Here is a 15988-nt window from a genome sequence, read left to right as displayed (position 1 = left end):
TGCGCGGCCTGCCCGGCGGCTGCCGGGTACGGGCGGTTAGCTCAGCGGTAGAGCACTACCTTGACATGGTAGGGGTCACAGGTTCGAACCCTGTACCGCCCACCAGATCCAGCGGACGGCGCGGCCTTGCGGTCGCGCCGTTCGTCTTTTCCGGCCGCCGTCGTGCGGCCGCGGGCGGCGAACCGGGCGCGGCTTCGGGCGAAGCGGTCGGCACGGCGGCCGCGCACGGACGGCCGCCTGGCTGCGGTCAGTCTTTCGACAGCCGGCGTTCCGCGTCGCCCTCGATCCAGCCGGCGAGCCAGTCGATGTCGTCGAAGCCGGCGGGTGCGGGCGCGGAGGGAAGCCCGCGCCGGCCGGCGCGATAGCCGGCCCAGAACGCGTCGTCGTCCCGGCTGCGCTGGCGCTCGCGGCGCTCGTGCGGGTTCACGGGGATAGGCTGACTCCCTTTCATGGCGCTCCTGCTTCCGGACTGCCGGCATACGGTAGCGGTTCGGGATGACGTTTCGCCACCCGGTCCGCCTGCCCGACGCCCGCCGGCCGTCGGAACGCGGGCGTCGGCGGATGCGCGCGCCGCTTGCCGCAACCCGGCGCGGCGGCTAACGTTTCCCTCCCTCCGACGACGAGTGGAAAAGGTGGCCCGCGCGAAAGCGCCGGTCGAGCGTGCGACATGAGGACTACCCGCCGCCCCCGCTGATCCCCGCGAGGCCCTGATGCGCAGGCGCCCTCGTGGCGCTTTTTTTGCGCCCGCGCGCGCTCACCCGTCCGCCGGCCCCGATTGCCGATTCCTCCATTTCGCGACCCATGATCACGATCACCCTCCCCGACGGCAGCCGCCGCGAATTCGAAAAGCCCATCACGGTGATGGAGCTGGCCGCCTCGATCGGCGCCGGCCTCGCCAAGGCCACCGTGGCCGGCGAGGTCGACGGCAAGCTGGTCGACGCCTGCGACGTCATCGACCGCGACGCGCGCGTGCGCATCATCACCCCGAAGGACCCCGAGGGCGTCGAGATCATCCGCCACTCCTGCGCGCATCTGGTCGGCCACGCGGTCAAGCAGCTCTATCCGACCGCGAAGATGGTGATCGGTCCGGTGATCGAGGACGGCTTCTACTACGACATCTGGTACGAGCGCCCGTTCACGCCGGACGACCTCGTCGCGATCGAGAAGCGCATGGCCGAGCTCATCGCCAAGGACTACGACGTCATCAAGCGGATGACGCCGCGCGAGGAGGTCATCGCCGTGTTCAAGTCGCGCGGCGAGGATTACAAGCTGCGCCTGATCGAGGACATGCCCGACGAGAAGGCGATGGGCCTGTACCACCACGAGGAATACGTCGACATGTGCCGCGGTCCGCACGTGCCGAACACGCGTTTCCTCAAGGCGTTCAAGCTGACGCGCATCTCCGGCGCGTACTGGCGCGGCGACTCGAAGAACGAGCAGTTGCAGCGAATCTACGGCACCGCCTGGGCCGACAGGAAGCAGCTCGACGCCTACATCCAGCGCATGGAGGAAGCCGAAAAGCGCGACCACCGCAGGATCGGCAAGCAGCAGGACCTGTTCCACCTGCAGGAGGAGGCGCCGGGCCTGGTGTTCTGGCACCCGAAGGGCTGGGCGATCTGGCAGGTCGTCGAGCAGTACATGCGCCGCGTGTACCGCGAGAGCGGCTATCAGGAAGTGCGTTGCCCGCAGATCCTCGACGTCTCGTTGTGGCAGAAGTCCGGCCACTGGGACAACTACAAGGAGAACATGTTCTTCACCGAGTCCGAGAAGCGGACCTACGCGGTGAAGCCGATGAACTGCCCGGGCCACGTGCAGATCTACAACGCCGGTCTGCACAGCTACCGCGACCTGCCGATCCGCTATGGCGAATTCGGTTCGTGCCACCGCAACGAGCCGTCGGGCGCCCTGCACGGCATCCTGCGCGTGCGCGGCTTCACGCAGGACGACGGCCACGTGTTCTGCCTGGAATCGCAGATCGAGTCCGAGGTGGCCGCGTTCCACCGGCAGGCGCTGAAGGTCTACGCGGATTTCGGCTTCAGCGACATCCAGATCAAGATCGCGCTGCGCCCCGAGAAGCGGCTCGGCGACGACGCCACCTGGGACCGCGCCGAGGAGGCGCTGCGCAGCGCCCTGCGCGCCGCCGGCGTGGACTGGCAGGAGCTGCCGGGCGAGGGCGCGTTCTACGGCCCGAAGATCGAATACCACCTGCGCGACGCGATCGGCCGGACCTGGCAGCTCGGCACCATGCAGGTCGATTTCATGATGCCCGGCCGGCTCGGCGCCGAGTACGTGGACGAGAACAGCCAGCGCCGCCATCCGGTCATGCTGCACCGCGCGATCGTGGGGTCGATGGAACGGTTCATCGGCATCCTGATCGAGCACTACGCCGGCCAGTTCCCGGCCTGGCTGGCGCCGGTGCAGGCGGTCGTCATGAACATCACCGACGCCCAGGCCGAGTACGTCGCCGAGGTCGAAAAAACCCTTGCAAATCAAGGCTTCAGGGTGCGCGCCGATTTGCGGAACGAGAAGATCGGCTATAAGATCCGCGAACATACGCTGCAGCGCGTGCCGTATCTGCTGGTCGCGGGCGACCGCGAACGCGAACAGGGCACCGTCGCCGTGCGTACGCGGGGCGGGGAGGACCTGGGGACCATGACCGTGGCCGAGTTCGCCTCTCGCCTTCGCGACGAGGGCGTGGGCTAATATTGCCCGGCAGCCAACCCCGGCCCGCATCGGCGGGCCGGCCCGCTTCCCTCTGGAGATCGCAACATCAGCACCATCGAAAAGACCAACCGCCGCAACCACGAAATCCGCGTGCCGCGGGTGCGCGTGATCGGCAGCGACGGCCAGATGATCGGCGTGCTTTCCCGCGACGAGGCCCTGCGCATGGCCGAGGACGAGGGCCTGGACCTGGTCGAGATCCAGCCGAACGCCGATCCGCCGGTCTGCCGGATCATGGATTTCGGCAAGTTCAAGTTCGAACAGCAGAAGAAGGCGGCGGCGGCCAAGAAGAAGACCAAGCAGGTCGAGATCAAGGAAGTGAAGTTCCGTCCGGTCACGGACGAGGGCGACTACCAGATCAAGCTGCGCAACATGCGCCGCTTCCTCGAGGAAGGCGACAAGGTCAAGGTCAACATCCGCTTCCGTGGCCGCGAGATGAGCCACCAGGAGCTGGGCCTCGCGATGGCCAGGCGGATCGAGCAGGACCTCGGCGAGGACGTGGTGATCGAGCAGCGCCCGCGGCTGGAAGGGCGGCAGATGGTGATGATGATCGCGCCGAAGAAGAAGGCCTGACCGGCCCGGCGATTCTTCGTGAAAGGCGCCTGCGGGCGCCTTTCGCGTTGATCGGGGTATCCCAGTGGGAGCGGCTTCAGCCGCGACCCCACCGGCAACCGGTCCGCGGCCGAAGCCGCTCCTGCGGCGGGCGGCCGCGCCCATGCGCACCGCCGTCGGGCCGGGGAACCGGCTGATTTGCAAGGCTTTCACGGGGCAGGCATAATGCGCGGCCCGGTTGCGACCGGGCGCGCCGTCAGGCGCCGAGGACCCGTCGCCATCGCTCGATCGCGACTCCACGCCGGCAGGGGCAAGGACGGAGAGTGTGGCGCTGCCACCGCCCAGGCCTGTCAAGAACCATCCGAAAGGACATTCCGATGCCCAAGATCAAGACCAATCGGGCGGCGGCCAAGCGCTTCCGGAAGACCGCTTCCGGCAAGTACAAGTGCGGCCACGCCAACAAGAGCCACATCCTCACCAAGAAGGCGACCAAGCGGAAGCGCAACCTGCGGCAGACGAACCACGTCCGCGCCGAGGATGCCGGCCGCCTGGACCGCATGCTGCCGTATCTCTGAGGAGGGCTAAGTCATGGCACGAGTCAAGCGTGGCGTGATGGCGCGCCGCCGTCACAAGAAGATCCTCAAGCAGGCCAAGGGTTACTACAACGCCCGCCGCAAGGTCTTCCGCGTCGCCAAGCAGGCGGTCACCAAGGCGCTGCAGTACGCCTACATCGGCCGCAAGCAGAAGAAGCGCAACTTCCGTTCGCTGTGGATCACCCGCATCAACGCGGCGGCCCGCATCAACGGCATGAGCTACAGCCGCTTCATGAACGGTCTGCAGAAGGCCGGCATCACCCTCGACCGCAAGGTGCTGGCGGACATCGCCGTGCACGACGCGCAGGGGTTTGCCGCGCTGGCGGAGAAGGCGAAGAGCGCGCTCGCGTAAGTGCAGGTCCCTCTGCGAGAAGCCGCGCCCCGGGGCGCGCTTCTCAACGGAAGCCTCCGCATGGGGAAGGGCGCAAGTCCTTCCCCATGTTCGTTTCTAATGCCGGGATTCGGGATTCGGGATTCGGGATTCGGGCGGCCGGCGCGCGGCGCGGCGGTCGAGCGATGCATGACAAGGCCCAAGCCATGATGGAAACGGAAGAACTGACGCGCAAAGCGCTGGCGGACATCGCGGCGGCGGAAACGCCGGATGCGCTGGAGGCGCTGCGCGTGGCCCTGCTCGGCAAGAGCGGCACCGTCACCGCGCAGCTCAAGCAGCTCGGTGCGCTGCCGGCGGAGCAGCGCAAAGCCGCGGGCGAAGCGATCAACCGCGCGCGCGATGCGATCACCGCGGCGCTGCAGGAGCGCAGGGCGCTGCTCGAGGCCGCCGCGCTCGACGCGCGGCTGGCGCAGGAGACGATCGACGTGACCCTGCCGGGCGTGCGTCCGCAGCGCGGCGGCCTGCATCCGATCAGCCGCACGATGGCGCGCATCGCGCAGATCTTCGCCCGCCTGGGCTACGAGGTGGCCGACGGCCCCGAGATCGAGGACGACTGGCACAACTTCGAGGCGCTCAACTTCCCGCCGCACCATCCGGCGCGGGCGATGCACGACACCTTCTACTTCGGCGACGGCCGCCTGCTGCGCACGCACACCTCCGGCGTGCAGGTGCGCTACATGCAGACGCACCGCCCGCCGCTGCGCATGATCGCGCCGGGCAAGGTGTACCGCAGCGACTCGGACCAGACCCATTCGCCGATGTTCCACCAGGTCGAAGGCCTGCTGGTGGACGAGCACGCGACCTTCGCCGACCTCAAGGGCACGCTGGTCGAGTTCGTGCGCGCGTTCTTCGAGCAGGAGCTCGCGATGCGCTTCCGCCCGAGCTACTTCCCCTTCACCGAGCCGTCGGCGGAAGTCGACATCGCCTGGAAGCAGCCGGACGGCAGCACGCGCTGGCTGGAAGTGCTCGGCTGCGGCATGGTGCATCCGAACGTGCTGCGCAACGTCGGCATCGATCCGGAGCGCTACACCGGCTTCGCGTTCGGCATGGGCGTGGAGCGCTTCGCGATGCTGCGCTACGGCGTGGACGATCTGCGCAGCTTCTTCGACAACGACGTGCGCTTCCTGAGGCAGTTCGCGTAAGGCGGGAATCGGGAATCGGGAATCGTTCGAGCGGCACGGCAAGGTCCCGGCTTCACCACTCCGACTCCTGATTCCCGATCCCGATTCTCGATTCTCGATTCTCGATTCTCGATTCTCGATTCCCGATTCTCGATTCTCGATTCTCGATTCTCGATTCCCGATTCCCGATTCCCGATTCCCGATTCCCGATTCCCGACTCTATTCATGAAATTCAGCGAGAACTGGCTGCGCCAGCACGTCCGCATCGACGCCGACCGCGAGCGACTCGCCGCGGCGCTGACGGCGATCGGCCTGGAGGTCGAGGAGGTCGCCGAACTCGGTGGCACGCTCGATGGCGTGACCGTGGCGCGCATCGTCGAGTGCGCGAAGCACCCGGAAGCCGACCGTCTGCAGGTGTGCCAGGTCGACACCGGTCGCGAGCGGCTGCAGATCGTGTGCGGCGCGCCGAACGCGCGCCCGGGGCTGGTCGCGCCGCTGGCGACGATCGGCGCGCAGGTCGGTGCGCTGACGATCAAGGCGGCGAAGCTGCGCGGGGTGGAATCGCACGGCATGCTCTGCTCGGCGAAGGAGCTGGGACTGGACGAGGATGCTTCCGGCCTGCTCGAACTGCCGGACGATGCGCCCATCGGCACGCCGCTGGCGGAGTATCTCGGCCTGCCCGATGCGCGCTTCGAGCTGAAGCTCACGCCCAACCGCGCCGACTGCTTCAGCGTGCGCGGCATCGCCTACGACGTCGCCGCCGCGCTCGGCGCGCAGGTGGAGCCGCTCGACGTGGCGCCGGTGGCGGCGCGATCCTCGGCCGCGCTGCCGGTCGAGCTGCACGCGGGCGCCGACGCGCCGCGCTACTGCGGGCGCGTGATCGAGGGCGTCGATGCCGGCGTGCCGACGCCGGTCTGGATGGCCGAGCGCCTGCGCCGCGCCGGCGTGCGCCCGGTGTCGTTCCTGGTCGACGTCACCCAGTACGTCATGCTCGAACTGGGCCAGCCGATGCACGCGTTCGACCGCGACGCGCTGCGCGGCCCGGTCGGCGTGCGGCGCGCGCGCGACGGCGAGACGCTGACCTTGCTCGACGGCCGCGAGGTCGCGCTGGACGGCGAGTTCCTCGTCATCACCGATGCCGAGCGCGCGGTCGCGCTGGCCGGGGTGATGGGCGGCTTCGATACGCGGGTGACCGGAGCCACGCGCAACGTGTTCCTGGAATCGGCACATTTCGCGCCGAGCGCCATCATCGGCCGCGCGCGCCGGCTCGGCATGCACACCGATGCCTCGCACCGCTTCGAGCGCGGCGTCGATCCGGAGTTGCCGCGCCTGGCGCTGGAGTACGCGACGCGGCTGATCCTCGATCAGGCCGGCGGAACGCCGGGGCCGGTGGTGGAAGCGGCGCTGCCCGAGCACCTGCCGCGGCGTGCGTGCGTGCGGCTGCGCCGCGCGCGGCTGGCGCGCGTGCTCGGGCTGACGATCGGCGATGACGAAGTCGAGCGCATCCTGCGCGCACTCGGGTTCGAGGTGAGCGCGGATGCCGAGGGCTGGTCGGTGCGGGCGCCGACGCGGCGTTTCGACGTGGCGATCGAGGAGGATCTGATCGAGGAGATCGCCCGCATCCACGGCTACGACGCGGTGCCGGCGACGCTGCCGCAGGGCACCGTGCCGCTGCGCGTGGCGAGCGAGACGCGCGTCGACGAGGACGAACTGCGTCGCCACCTGGCCGCGCGCGACTTCCTGGAGGCGGTGAACTTCGCGTTCGTGGACGCCGCGCTGCTGGAGGCGTGGGATGCCTCCGCGCAGGCGGTGCCGCTCGCCAATCCGCTGAGCGCGGAGCTGGCGGTGATGCGCACGCGGCTGCTGCCGGGGCTGGTGGCGGCGCTTGCGCGCAACGTCGCCCGTCAGCAGACGCGGGTGCGGCTGTTCGAGCTGGGCCGGGTGTTCGCGGCCGGCGCCGACGGCGAGGCGCCGCGCGAGACGCCGCGCGTGGCCGCGGTCGCCTGCGGCCAGGCGGATGCGGAGCAGTGGGGTCTGCCGGCGCGCGCGGTCGGCTTCCACGACCTCAAGGGCGATCTCGACAGCCTGGCCGCGCTGTGCGGCGCGACGCTCGAATACCGCCCCGCGACGCCGGCCTGGGCCCATCCGGGCCGTGCGGCCGAAGTGCTGCGCGAGGGTCGCGCGATCGGCTTCATCGCCGAGCTGCACCCGCGCCTGCTGCGCAGGCTGGACCTCGACCATGCGGTGGTCGCCTTCGAACTCGACCTCGAGCCGCTGCTGAGCCGGCCGCTGCCGCGCGCGCGGGCCGGATCGAAGTATCCGTCCGTCCGCCGGGATCTCGCGTTCGTCGTCGCCGAGACGGTGCCGTGGAGCGCGCTGGAGGCCACCATCCGCGCGGCCGCCGGGCCGTCGCTGCGCGATCTGGTGCTGTTCGACCGCTACCAGGGCAAGGGGGTCGAAACAGGATTCAGGAGTCTGGCTACCGGCTTGATTCTGCAGGAGGAATCCCGCACCCTGACCGACCGCGACGTGGATACTGCAGTGGCCGCCGTGATGAGCGCCCTGGAGCGCGAGCACGGCGCCAGGATCCGGTCCTGACCGGCCAGACGACAGGGGATGGCAGTGGCTCTGACCAAGGCTGAAATGGCCGAACGTCTGTTCGACGAGGTTGGCCTCAACAAGCGCGAGGCGAAGGAATTCGTCGACGCGTTCTTCGACGCGCTGCGCGAGGCGCTGGAGGCCGGGCGGCAGGTGAAGCTGTCGGGCTTCGGCAACTTCGACCTGCGGCGCAAGAACCAGCGACCGGGCCGCAATCCGAAGACCGGCCAGGAGATCCCGATCTCGGCCCGCACGGTGGTGACCTTCCGTCCCGGACAGAAGCTGAAGGAGCGCGTGGAGGCCTATGCTGGATCCGGGCAGTAACCGCGAGCTTCCGCCGATCCCGGCCAAGCGCTACTTCACCATCGGTGAGGTCAGCGAGCTGTGCGACGTCAAACCGCACGTGCTGCGCTACTGGGAAACCGAGTTTCCGATGCTCAACCCGGTGAAGCGGCGCGGCAACCGTCGCTACTACCAGCGCCACGAGGTGCTGATGGTGCGGCAGATCCGCTCGCTGCTGTACGAACAGGGCTACACGATCGGCGGTGCGCGTCAGCGCCTGGAAGGCGAGACGGGCAAGACCGAGGCGGCGCTCAGCGCGCAGATCATCCGCCAGGTGCGGATGGAGTTGGAGGAAGTGCTGCAACTGCTGCGGCGGTGAGCGCGCGATGCGCCGGCGGCGCGGCCGCGTCGCGGGCCGGCGCGCCCGTCGCGGATCGGCATGCCGGCACGCGGACGCCGACGGTTCCGGGTTATACTGCGCGTCCGCTTCAGCAAGGCTTCGTGTCGGGGTATAGCGCAGCCTGGTAGCGCACCAGTCTGGGGGACTGGTGGTCGTCGGTTCGAATCCGGCTACCCCGACCAACCCGCAAAACGCACGATGGCCAGCCGCGCAGGCTGGCCGTCGTCGTTTCGGTGACCGCGCAGGCCGGCGATGGCGGCCGGCGCCGGGGCGTTTCAGCGCGCGGCCGAGGCGGGCGTGAAGTCCTCGTTCGCGGCCGCACGGCGGTTGCCGTGCCGGGCCAGGACGGCCTGCAGGTCCTCGACGGTGTACGGCTTCTGCAGCAGGTCGAAGCCATGGCTGCCCTCCTCGGCGAGCACGTGGCTGTAGCCGCTCATCAGCACGACCGGCAGCTTGGGCCAGCGCGCGCGGATCAGCTTCGCCAGCTCCAGACCGGTCATGCCCGGCATCACCACGTCGGTGAGCACCAGGTCGAACGCCGGCTCGCCTTCCGACAGCAGGTCGATCGCCTGCTGCGCGTCGCGCGCCCAGCTCACCGACTGCCCGAGTTCGTCGAGCAGATCGGTCGCGAACGTGCCCACCGCCTCGTTGTCCTCCACCAGCAGCACATGGCCGGCTTTCGGGGGCTGCGCCGCGTCGGTGTCTTCCGCGGGCACGGCGCATGGACCGGTGGCCGCCTGCACCTGCGGCAGGTAGAGGGTGAAGGTGGTGCCGCGCCCGACCTCGCTGCGCACGGTGATCTCGCCTCCGGACTGCTTGACGAAGCCGTGCACCTGGCTGAGCCCGAGCCCCGTGCCCTTGTTCACCTCCTTGGTGGTGAAGAACGGCTCGAAGACGTGCTGCAGGGTCTCCGCATCGATACCGCAGCCGGTGTCGGTCAGTTCCACCGCCACGTAGCGGCCGGCGGGCAGGCCCAGCGGCTTCGGCGGCTCGGCGACGGCGTAGGTGCGGATCGCGAGGATGCCGCCGTCGGGCATCGCATCGCGCGCGTTGATGGCGATGTTGAGCACCGCGCTTTCGAACTGGTGCGGGTCCGACTCCACGCAGCCGGTGTGCGGATCGGCGTGGATCTGCAGCGCCACCGGCGAGCCGAGCGTGGTGGTCAGCAACTGCCGCATGCCTTCGATGCGCTCGCCGACGTCGAACAGCGCGCGTTTCATCGGCTGCTTGCGCGCGAACGCCAGCAGTTGGCCGGTCAGGGTGGTGGCGCGCTCGGCGGTGTCGGCGATCGCGTCGATGTAGCGGCGGCGCCGCTCCTCCGGCAGGTCGGGGCGGCGGAGCATGCCGACCGAGGCGCGGATGATCGTCAGCAGGTTGTTGAAGTCGTGCGCGACGCCGCCGGTGAGCCGGCCGACCGCCTCCATCTTCTGCGCCTGCATCAGCGCCACGCGCGCGGCTTCGATCTCCTCCTGCGCGCGGCGGCGTTCGGTGATGTCGCGGGTGATCTTGGCGAAACCGATCAGGGTGCCGTCCTGGTCGAGCACCGGATCGATCACCACGCTGGTCCAGAAGCGGCTGCCGTCCTTGCGCACGCGCCAGCCCTCCGCTTCGAACCGGCCCTCCTCGGCGGCGATCCGCAGCGCGCGCTGCGGCAGTCCGGTCGCGCGGTCCTCCTCGGTGTAGAAGCGCGAGAAGTGCTGGCCGAGGATCTCGTCGGCGGTGTAGCCCTTGAAGCGCTGGGCGCCGGTGTTCCAACTGACGATGTAGCCCTCGGCGTCGAGCAGGTAGATCGCATAGTCCTTTACGGCCTCCACCAGCAGTTGGAAGCGGCGCTCGCTGCTGAGCAGTTCGAGCCGGCCGGTGGCGGCGTTCGGTACGGTCATGGATTCCCCCTGAAAGGTCGGCGGTGGGCCGTAACGGGAATTTCACGGCAGGGCCCGTTGGCGGTGCATGAAGATACGGCCGGCCGCGCCCGGGCCGTGCTGCACTGCGGCAGGTGCCCATCCGGATGGGGCCGGGTCGCCCAATTGCAATCGAATTCATCGCCGCCGATCCGCTTCCGTACAGCCGATCGCATTGCCGCATCGGGCCGGCGACCGCACCATCGCCGCGCATTCGGCAGCGGGGACGCTTCATGGCTTCGACGACGGCACATCCTGCACTCGGCTCGGCGCGCGTGGTGCTGGCGGCGTTGGCCGCGGCGCTGGGCGGTTTCCTGTTCGGCTTCGATACGGCGGTGATCAACGGCACCGTGGACGCGGTGCGGGCGCAGTTCGCGCTCGGCGCGCAACTGACGGGCTTCGCGGTGTCCTGCGCGCTGGTCGGCTCGGCGGTCGGCGCGTGGTACGCGGGCCCGCTGGCGGACCGCGTGGGGCGGGTGCTGACGATGCGCGTGGCCGCGCTGCTGCTGCTGGCCAGCGCGCTCGGCTGCGGGCTGGTGTACGGCGTGTGGGATCTGATCCTGTGGCGCTTCGTGGGCGGGCTGGGGGTGGGCATGGCGTCGGTGATCGCGCCGGCCTACATCGCCGAGGTGGCGCCCGCCGCCGCGCGCGGGCGGCTGGGGTCGATGCAGCAGTTGGCGATCGTGCTCGGCATCTTCGCCGCGCTGCTGTCGGACGCCTGGCTGGCGGCGCTCGCGGGCGGTGCCTCCAAGCCGCTGTGGTGGGGGCTGGAGGCGTGGCGCTGGATGTTCCTCGCGCTGGCGCTGCCTGCGGTGCTGTACGGCGTGGTGACCGCGCGCCTGCCGGAGTCGCCGCGCTACCTGGTGGCGCGGGGCGACACCGCGCGCGCCGGCGAGGTGCTGCGGCGGATGCTCGGCCTGGAAGCCGAGGCCCTGGAACGCAAGGTGGCGGACATCCGCGACAGCCTGCGTCACCGCGAGCGCCCCCGGCTGCGCGATCTGCTGAAGCCGGGCGGCGGGCTGCTGCCGGTGGTGTGGATCGGCCTGCTGCTGTCGGTGTTCCAGCAGTTCGTCGGCATCAACGTGATCTTCTACTACTCCGCCACGCTGTGGCGTTCGGTCGGCTTCAGCGAGGCCGACGCGCTCACCATCACCGTGCTGACCTCGATCACCAACGTGCTGGTGACGCTGGTGGCGTTCTCGCTGGTGGACAAGGTGGGGCGCAAGCCGCTGCTGGTGGTCGGCTCGGCCGGAATGACCGCGACCCTGGCGGTGATGGCGTGGTGCTTCTCGCGCGCGACGGTGGGGCCCACCGGGCTGACCCTGCCCGAAGGCATCGGCCCGGTGGCGCTGGTGGCGGCCAACCTGTACGTGGTGTTCTTCGGCGTGAGCTGGGGGCCGGTGGTGTGGGTGCTGCTTGGCGAGATGTTCCCCAACCGCATCCGCGCCATCGCGCTGGCGGTCGCCGCCGCCGCGCAGTGGCTGGCGAACTTCGCCATCACCACCACGTTCCCGATGCTGGCGGAAATCGGCCTGTCGTTCGCCTACGGCCTGTACGCGAGCTTCGCCTTGCTGTCGCTGGTGTTCGTGCTGGTCGCCGCGCGCGAGACGAAAGGGATCGAACTGGAGGACATGCGCGACTGAGCGCGGCGGGCGCGCCGGTCGCGCGCCTGCGGCGTTACGGCGCCTCGATCTCGTAGCCGAGCGCGCGCAGCCGCTCCAGCGGGCCGTCGGGCGCCAGCAGGTCGGTCATCGGCAGCGTGGCGAAGGTGACCGCGTTGCGCTCCAGCGACTTGCGCGCCTGCGCCACCCAGGCCTCCCGCACCTGGACGAACGGGTCGCCGATGCCGAGTTTCTTCGCCAGCGCGGTTTCGGAGAACGCGTTCATGCACGTCTGGTAGGCGTTCGGGACGGGCTGCGCGCGCAGCGCATCGATATCGCCGACCGCCCACGCATTGGCGCGGTCGCGCAGGGTGGCGACGTCGAGTTCGACGCGGTCGAGCATGCGCGCGAAGCACTCGATGTCGTTCAGCGGCGTGCGGTTGAATTCGCGCAGCGTCGTGCGCGGATCGGCGACGGCGATCTTGACCTGCACCGGCGTGATCTTCAGGCCGCGTCGCTTGGCCGCCTTGGCCACCACCGGCCCGACGATGCCCCCCGTGCGCAGGCCGGCGCGGCGGATCGCCTTCTCGTACAGTTCGGTCGCGGCGTAGGCCGGGCGACGCTTTTCGATGTCGTCGTCGTTGCCGAAGTAGCGCGTCTTCAGCGGCTGCCAGCGCGCGTACAGCGCGGGCGGCAGCACGTCCCGCAGGCGCGCGCCGTCGGGGTTGTTGCGCGCCTTCATCGCCGCCGGCAGCAGGGTGAGGCCGCGGAAGAAGCCGATGTCGCTGCCGACCACCAGCGACGGCGCGCCCAGCACCTCGTCGGCCTGGCCGATCACCGCTTCGACGTCGCGCGAAAGCCATTCGAAATCTTTCGGCAGCGGCGTCAGGGTGCCGAGGATCCACAACGTGTTGCCGCCGTGGCGGACCTTCCACAGGCCGGGGCCGGGCTGCACGCCGGTGACCACCACGGCCTCGTGCTCGCGCACCGGAGTGTCCTCGGCCGATGCCGGCGCAGGGGCGGTTTGCGCGTGGGCCAGACCGGCGCACAGCGCGAGAGCGGCGAGCAGGGTTCGCATCGAGGGCAGGAGTGGCGCGCCGACCGTGGCGCGGCGGATGGGACCGCCCGCGCGCGGCGAAGTTCCGTCAGCCCGCGGCGGCGGCCGGGCGCGGACCGGCGCTCGGCATCGGCCAGCGGCGCAGGATGGCGGCGCGGATGCCGTCGGCGTCGAGGCCGGCTTCGGCCAGCAACTGCTCGCGCGTGCCGTGCGCCTGGAACTCGTCCGGCAGGCCCAGGTGCACGATCGGCACCGCAAGGCCTTCGGCGGCCAGCAGTTCGGCCACGCCCGAGCCGGCACCGCCGGCGACCACGTTGTCCTCGATCGTCACCAGCCCCTCGTGCGTGCGCGCCATCTCCAGCACCAGCTCGCGGTCGAGCGGCTTGACGAAGCGCATGTTGACGACGGTGAGGTCGAGCGCCTCGCCGACCTGCTCGGCGGCCGGCACCACCGCGCCGAACGCCAGCAGCGCGATGCGCGCGCCGCGCCGGCGCAGTTGCGCCTTGCCGAACGGCACGCCCTCCAGCGTCGGCTGCACCGCCACGCCCGGGCCGGTGCCGCGCGGGTAGCGCACCGCCGCCGGGCCCTCGTAGCGGAAGCCGGTGCTGAGCATCCTGCGGCACTCGTCCTCGTCGGCCGGCGCCATCACCACCATGTTCGGCACGCAGCGCAGGTAGCTGAGGTCGAGATTGCCGGCGTGCGTCGCGCCGTCCGGGCCGACCACGCCGCCGCGGTCGATCGCGAACAGCACGTCGAGCTCCTGGATCGCGACGTCGTGCACGAGCTGGTCGTACGCGCGCTGCAGGAAGGTCGAGTAGATCGCGACCACCGGCTTGGCGCCCTCGCAGGCCATGCCGGCGGCGAGCGTCACCGCGTGCTGCTCGGCGATGGCGACGTCGAAGTAGCGCTCCGGATATTCCTTGCTGAAGCGCACCAGGCCCGAGCCTTCGCGCATCGCCGGAGTGATGCCCATCAGGCGCGGATCGGCGGCGGCCATGTCGCACAGCCAGTCGCCGAACACGTCGGTGTAGGTCGGCTTCTTCGCGCCGGGCTTGGCGACCATGCCGGTGGCCGGGTCGAACGGCGACACGGCGTGGTAGCCGATCTGGTCGCCTTCGGCCAGCTCGTAGCCCTTGCCCTTGGTGGTGATGATGTGCAGCAGTTGCGGGCCCTTGAGCGTCTGCAGCGTCTTCAGCGTGGACAGCAGCGCCGGCAGGTCGTGGCCGTCGATCGGGCCGGTGTAGTGGAAGCCCATCTCCTCGAACAGGGTGGAGGGCACGAACATGCCCTTCCAGTGCTCCTCCCAGCGGCGCACGAATTTCGCCGGCGCGCTGTTCTTGTCGCCGAGCAGCTTCTTGCCACCCTCGCGCAGCGCGTTGAGCGTGCGGCTGCCGGAGAGCCGGCCGAGCATCTTGGTGAGCCCGCCGACGTTCTCGGAGATCGACATCTGGTTGTCGTTGAGGATCACCAGCAGGTTCGGCTCGGGGTCCATGCCGCCGGCGTGGTTGAGCGCCTCGTAGGCCATGCCCGCGGTCATCGCGCCGTCGCCGATCACCGCCACGATGCGGCGGTCGTCGCCGCGGCGCTGCAGCGCGATCGCCATGCCGAGCGCGGCGGAGATGCTGGTGGAACTGTGGCCGACGCCGAAGGTGTCGTACTCGCTCTCGTCGCGCTTCGGGAACGGCGCCACGCCGTCCTTCTGCTTGACGGTGTGGATGACGTCGCGGCGGCCGGTGAGGATCTTGTGCGGATAGCACTGGTGGCCGACGTCCCACACCAGCCGGTCGACCGGGGTGTCGTAGAGGTAGTGCAGCGCGACCGTCAGCTCGATCACGCCGAGCCCCGCGCCGAAGTGGCCGCCGACCTTGGCGACCTGCTCGATCAGGTACTCGCGCAGCTCCGACGCGATCGCGGGCAGCTCCTCCTCGGGGAACTGGCGCAGATCGGCGGGGACGGCAATGCGCGAGAGGCGCGGGTAGCGCTGAGGGTCGATCATCGCGGGGGACTGTGAGGCCAAGCGCGCAATTGTCCCGCCGCGGCTGCGGCGGGGCAAGGCGAACGCGGGCGGGCCCGGCTCAGCGTCCGCGCAGGCGGCCGAACAGGCCGCCGGGCTTGGCCGGCTCCGGCGCCGGCTCCGGCTCGCGCACGGCCTCGGCGTACCCGGTCGCGAGATTGGCGTTGATGAAGTCGGCGACCTCGCTGGCGGTGACGCCGCTGGCCTCGACCACCTCGCCGAGCGTGGCGGGCGCTTTCATCATCACGGTCGCGATGCGGAAGTGCTTGGGGTACTCGCGCTCGGTCTGCGGCCACTTGACCAGGCGGAATTTCTGATCGGCCGGATACTCGTCCGGCAGCGCGCCGTGGCCGGCCAGCAGGCCGCCGAACCAGATCAGCCGGGTCAGCGGCTGCGCATCGCCGCGCCGCGCGCTTTCCTCGGCCCATTGCGCTTCGCTCACCGGTTCGAAATCGTCCGCCGCGACGGTGCCCTCGAACAGCGGCGCGAGCGGCTTGAGCGCGGTGCCGGCGTGGTACTGGCGCTGGTCGAAGTCGATCAGCACGGTGAGCTCGCCGCGTCGCAGGCGCCTGCGACCGCCGAGGCCGTCGCGCAGCCAGTGCGCGAACGGTCGCGGGCCGTCCTCGAGGACCGGTGCCGGTGCGGCGGTTCCGGCGTCCTCGACGGCCGTCGGCGCGGCGGGGGCGACGGGGGCGGCGGGGGCGGCGGGCGTTGCGGGTTCCGGCGCGCGCGGCGGCGGGGGCGGGGCGGGCGCTGC

General features: G+C 70.3%; 14 protein-coding genes and 2 tRNA genes. 11 read left to right on the top strand and 5 right to left on the bottom strand.

Annotated elements, in window-relative coordinates; translation table 11 throughout:
* Nucleotides 1-30 precede the first annotated feature (30 nt).
* Nucleotides 31-105: transfer RNA gene (locus FQY64_RS09360), tRNA-Val, on the top strand.
* Nucleotides 106-247: 142 nt separating this feature from the next.
* Here the strand turns inward: FQY64_RS09360 and FQY64_RS09355 are convergent.
* Nucleotides 248-427, bottom strand: coding sequence for a hypothetical protein (locus tag FQY64_RS09355; protein WP_146473998.1), 180 nt, complete (start codon nucleotides 425-427; stop codon nucleotides 248-250).
* 374 nt (nucleotides 428-801) lie between these two features.
* Between FQY64_RS09355 and thrS the strand changes: the two genes are divergently transcribed.
* The 9 genes from thrS to FQY64_RS09310 all read left to right on the top strand — a co-directional run bounded on the left by thrS (nucleotide 802) and on the right by FQY64_RS09310 (nucleotide 8840).
* Nucleotides 802-2703: a threonine--tRNA ligase gene (gene thrS / locus FQY64_RS09350; protein ID WP_146473997.1), complete on the top strand. Its 1902-nt coding sequence runs from the start codon at nucleotides 802-804 to the stop codon at nucleotides 2701-2703.
* Between the two features lie 66 nt (nucleotides 2704-2769).
* Nucleotides 2770-3294: a translation initiation factor IF-3 gene (gene infC, locus FQY64_RS09345; RefSeq protein ID WP_146473996.1), complete on the top strand. Its 525-nt coding sequence runs from the start codon at nucleotides 2770-2772 to the stop codon at nucleotides 3292-3294.
* 356 nt (nucleotides 3295-3650) lie between these two features.
* Nucleotides 3651-3848 (top strand): 50S ribosomal protein L35, encoded by a 198-nt coding sequence (rpmI, locus tag FQY64_RS09340; RefSeq protein ID WP_027083463.1) that lies wholly within the window; start codon nucleotides 3651-3653, stop codon nucleotides 3846-3848.
* Between the two features lie 13 nt (nucleotides 3849-3861).
* Nucleotides 3862-4218, top strand: coding sequence for a 50S ribosomal protein L20 (rplT, locus tag FQY64_RS09335; RefSeq protein ID WP_146473995.1), 357 nt, complete (start codon nucleotides 3862-3864; stop codon nucleotides 4216-4218).
* A 185-nt stretch (nucleotides 4219-4403) separates the two neighbouring features.
* Entirely contained in the window at nucleotides 4404-5399 is a 996-nt protein-coding gene (pheS, locus tag FQY64_RS09330) for a phenylalanine--tRNA ligase subunit alpha (protein WP_146473994.1), read from the top strand.
* 204 nt (nucleotides 5400-5603) lie between these two features.
* Complete coding sequence (pheT, locus tag FQY64_RS09325; RefSeq protein WP_146473993.1) at nucleotides 5604-7976, top strand: phenylalanine--tRNA ligase subunit beta; 2373 nt, start codon at nucleotides 5604-5606, stop codon at nucleotides 7974-7976.
* A gap of 24 nt (nucleotides 7977-8000) precedes the next feature.
* Nucleotides 8001-8300, top strand: a complete 300-nt coding sequence (locus FQY64_RS09320) for an integration host factor subunit alpha (protein WP_146474033.1) — start codon at nucleotides 8001-8003, stop codon at nucleotides 8298-8300.
* On the top strand, nucleotides 8281-8637 hold the full coding sequence (locus FQY64_RS09315; RefSeq protein ID WP_146473992.1) for a MerR family transcriptional regulator: 357 nt from the start codon (nucleotides 8281-8283) through the stop codon (nucleotides 8635-8637). The genes FQY64_RS09320 and FQY64_RS09315 overlap by 20 nt, the downstream gene beginning before the upstream one ends.
* 126 nt (nucleotides 8638-8763) lie before the next feature.
* Nucleotides 8764-8840, top strand: a tRNA-Pro gene (locus tag FQY64_RS09310).
* A 93-nt stretch (nucleotides 8841-8933) separates the two neighbouring features.
* Here the strand turns inward: FQY64_RS09310 and FQY64_RS09305 are convergent.
* A complete protein-coding gene (locus tag FQY64_RS09305; protein WP_146473991.1) occupies nucleotides 8934-10541 on the bottom strand; it encodes a PAS domain S-box protein in 1608 nt (535 codons plus the stop codon).
* 251 nt (nucleotides 10542-10792) lie between these two features.
* Here FQY64_RS09305 and FQY64_RS09300 point away from each other — a divergent pair, with 251 nt between their 5' ends.
* A complete protein-coding gene (locus FQY64_RS09300; RefSeq protein WP_146473990.1) occupies nucleotides 10793-12202 on the top strand; it encodes a sugar porter family MFS transporter in 1410 nt (469 codons plus the stop codon).
* Between the two features lie 34 nt (nucleotides 12203-12236).
* Here the strand turns inward: FQY64_RS09300 and FQY64_RS09295 are convergent, their stop codons facing one another.
* From FQY64_RS09295 to FQY64_RS09285, 3 genes are all read right to left on the bottom strand, one after another.
* Entirely contained in the window at nucleotides 12237-13238 is a 1002-nt protein-coding gene (locus tag FQY64_RS09295) for a TraB/GumN family protein (RefSeq protein WP_146473989.1), read from the bottom strand.
* A 67-nt stretch (nucleotides 13239-13305) separates the two neighbouring features.
* Entirely contained in the window at nucleotides 13306-15213 is a 1908-nt protein-coding gene (gene dxs / locus FQY64_RS09290; RefSeq protein WP_146474032.1) for a 1-deoxy-D-xylulose-5-phosphate synthase, read from the bottom strand.
* Between the two features lie 79 nt (nucleotides 15214-15292).
* Nucleotides 15293-15988: hypothetical protein (locus FQY64_RS09285; protein WP_222431775.1), on the bottom strand; the 696-nt coding region annotated here is incomplete at its 5' end.

This window comes from Vulcaniibacterium thermophilum (assembly GCF_007923255.1).
Lineage (GTDB): Bacteria > Pseudomonadota > Gammaproteobacteria > Xanthomonadales > Xanthomonadaceae > Lysobacter_F > Lysobacter_F thermophilum.
The sequence above is the reverse complement of the archived record's forward strand: the minus strand, read 5'-3'. Positions and strand labels throughout refer to the sequence as shown.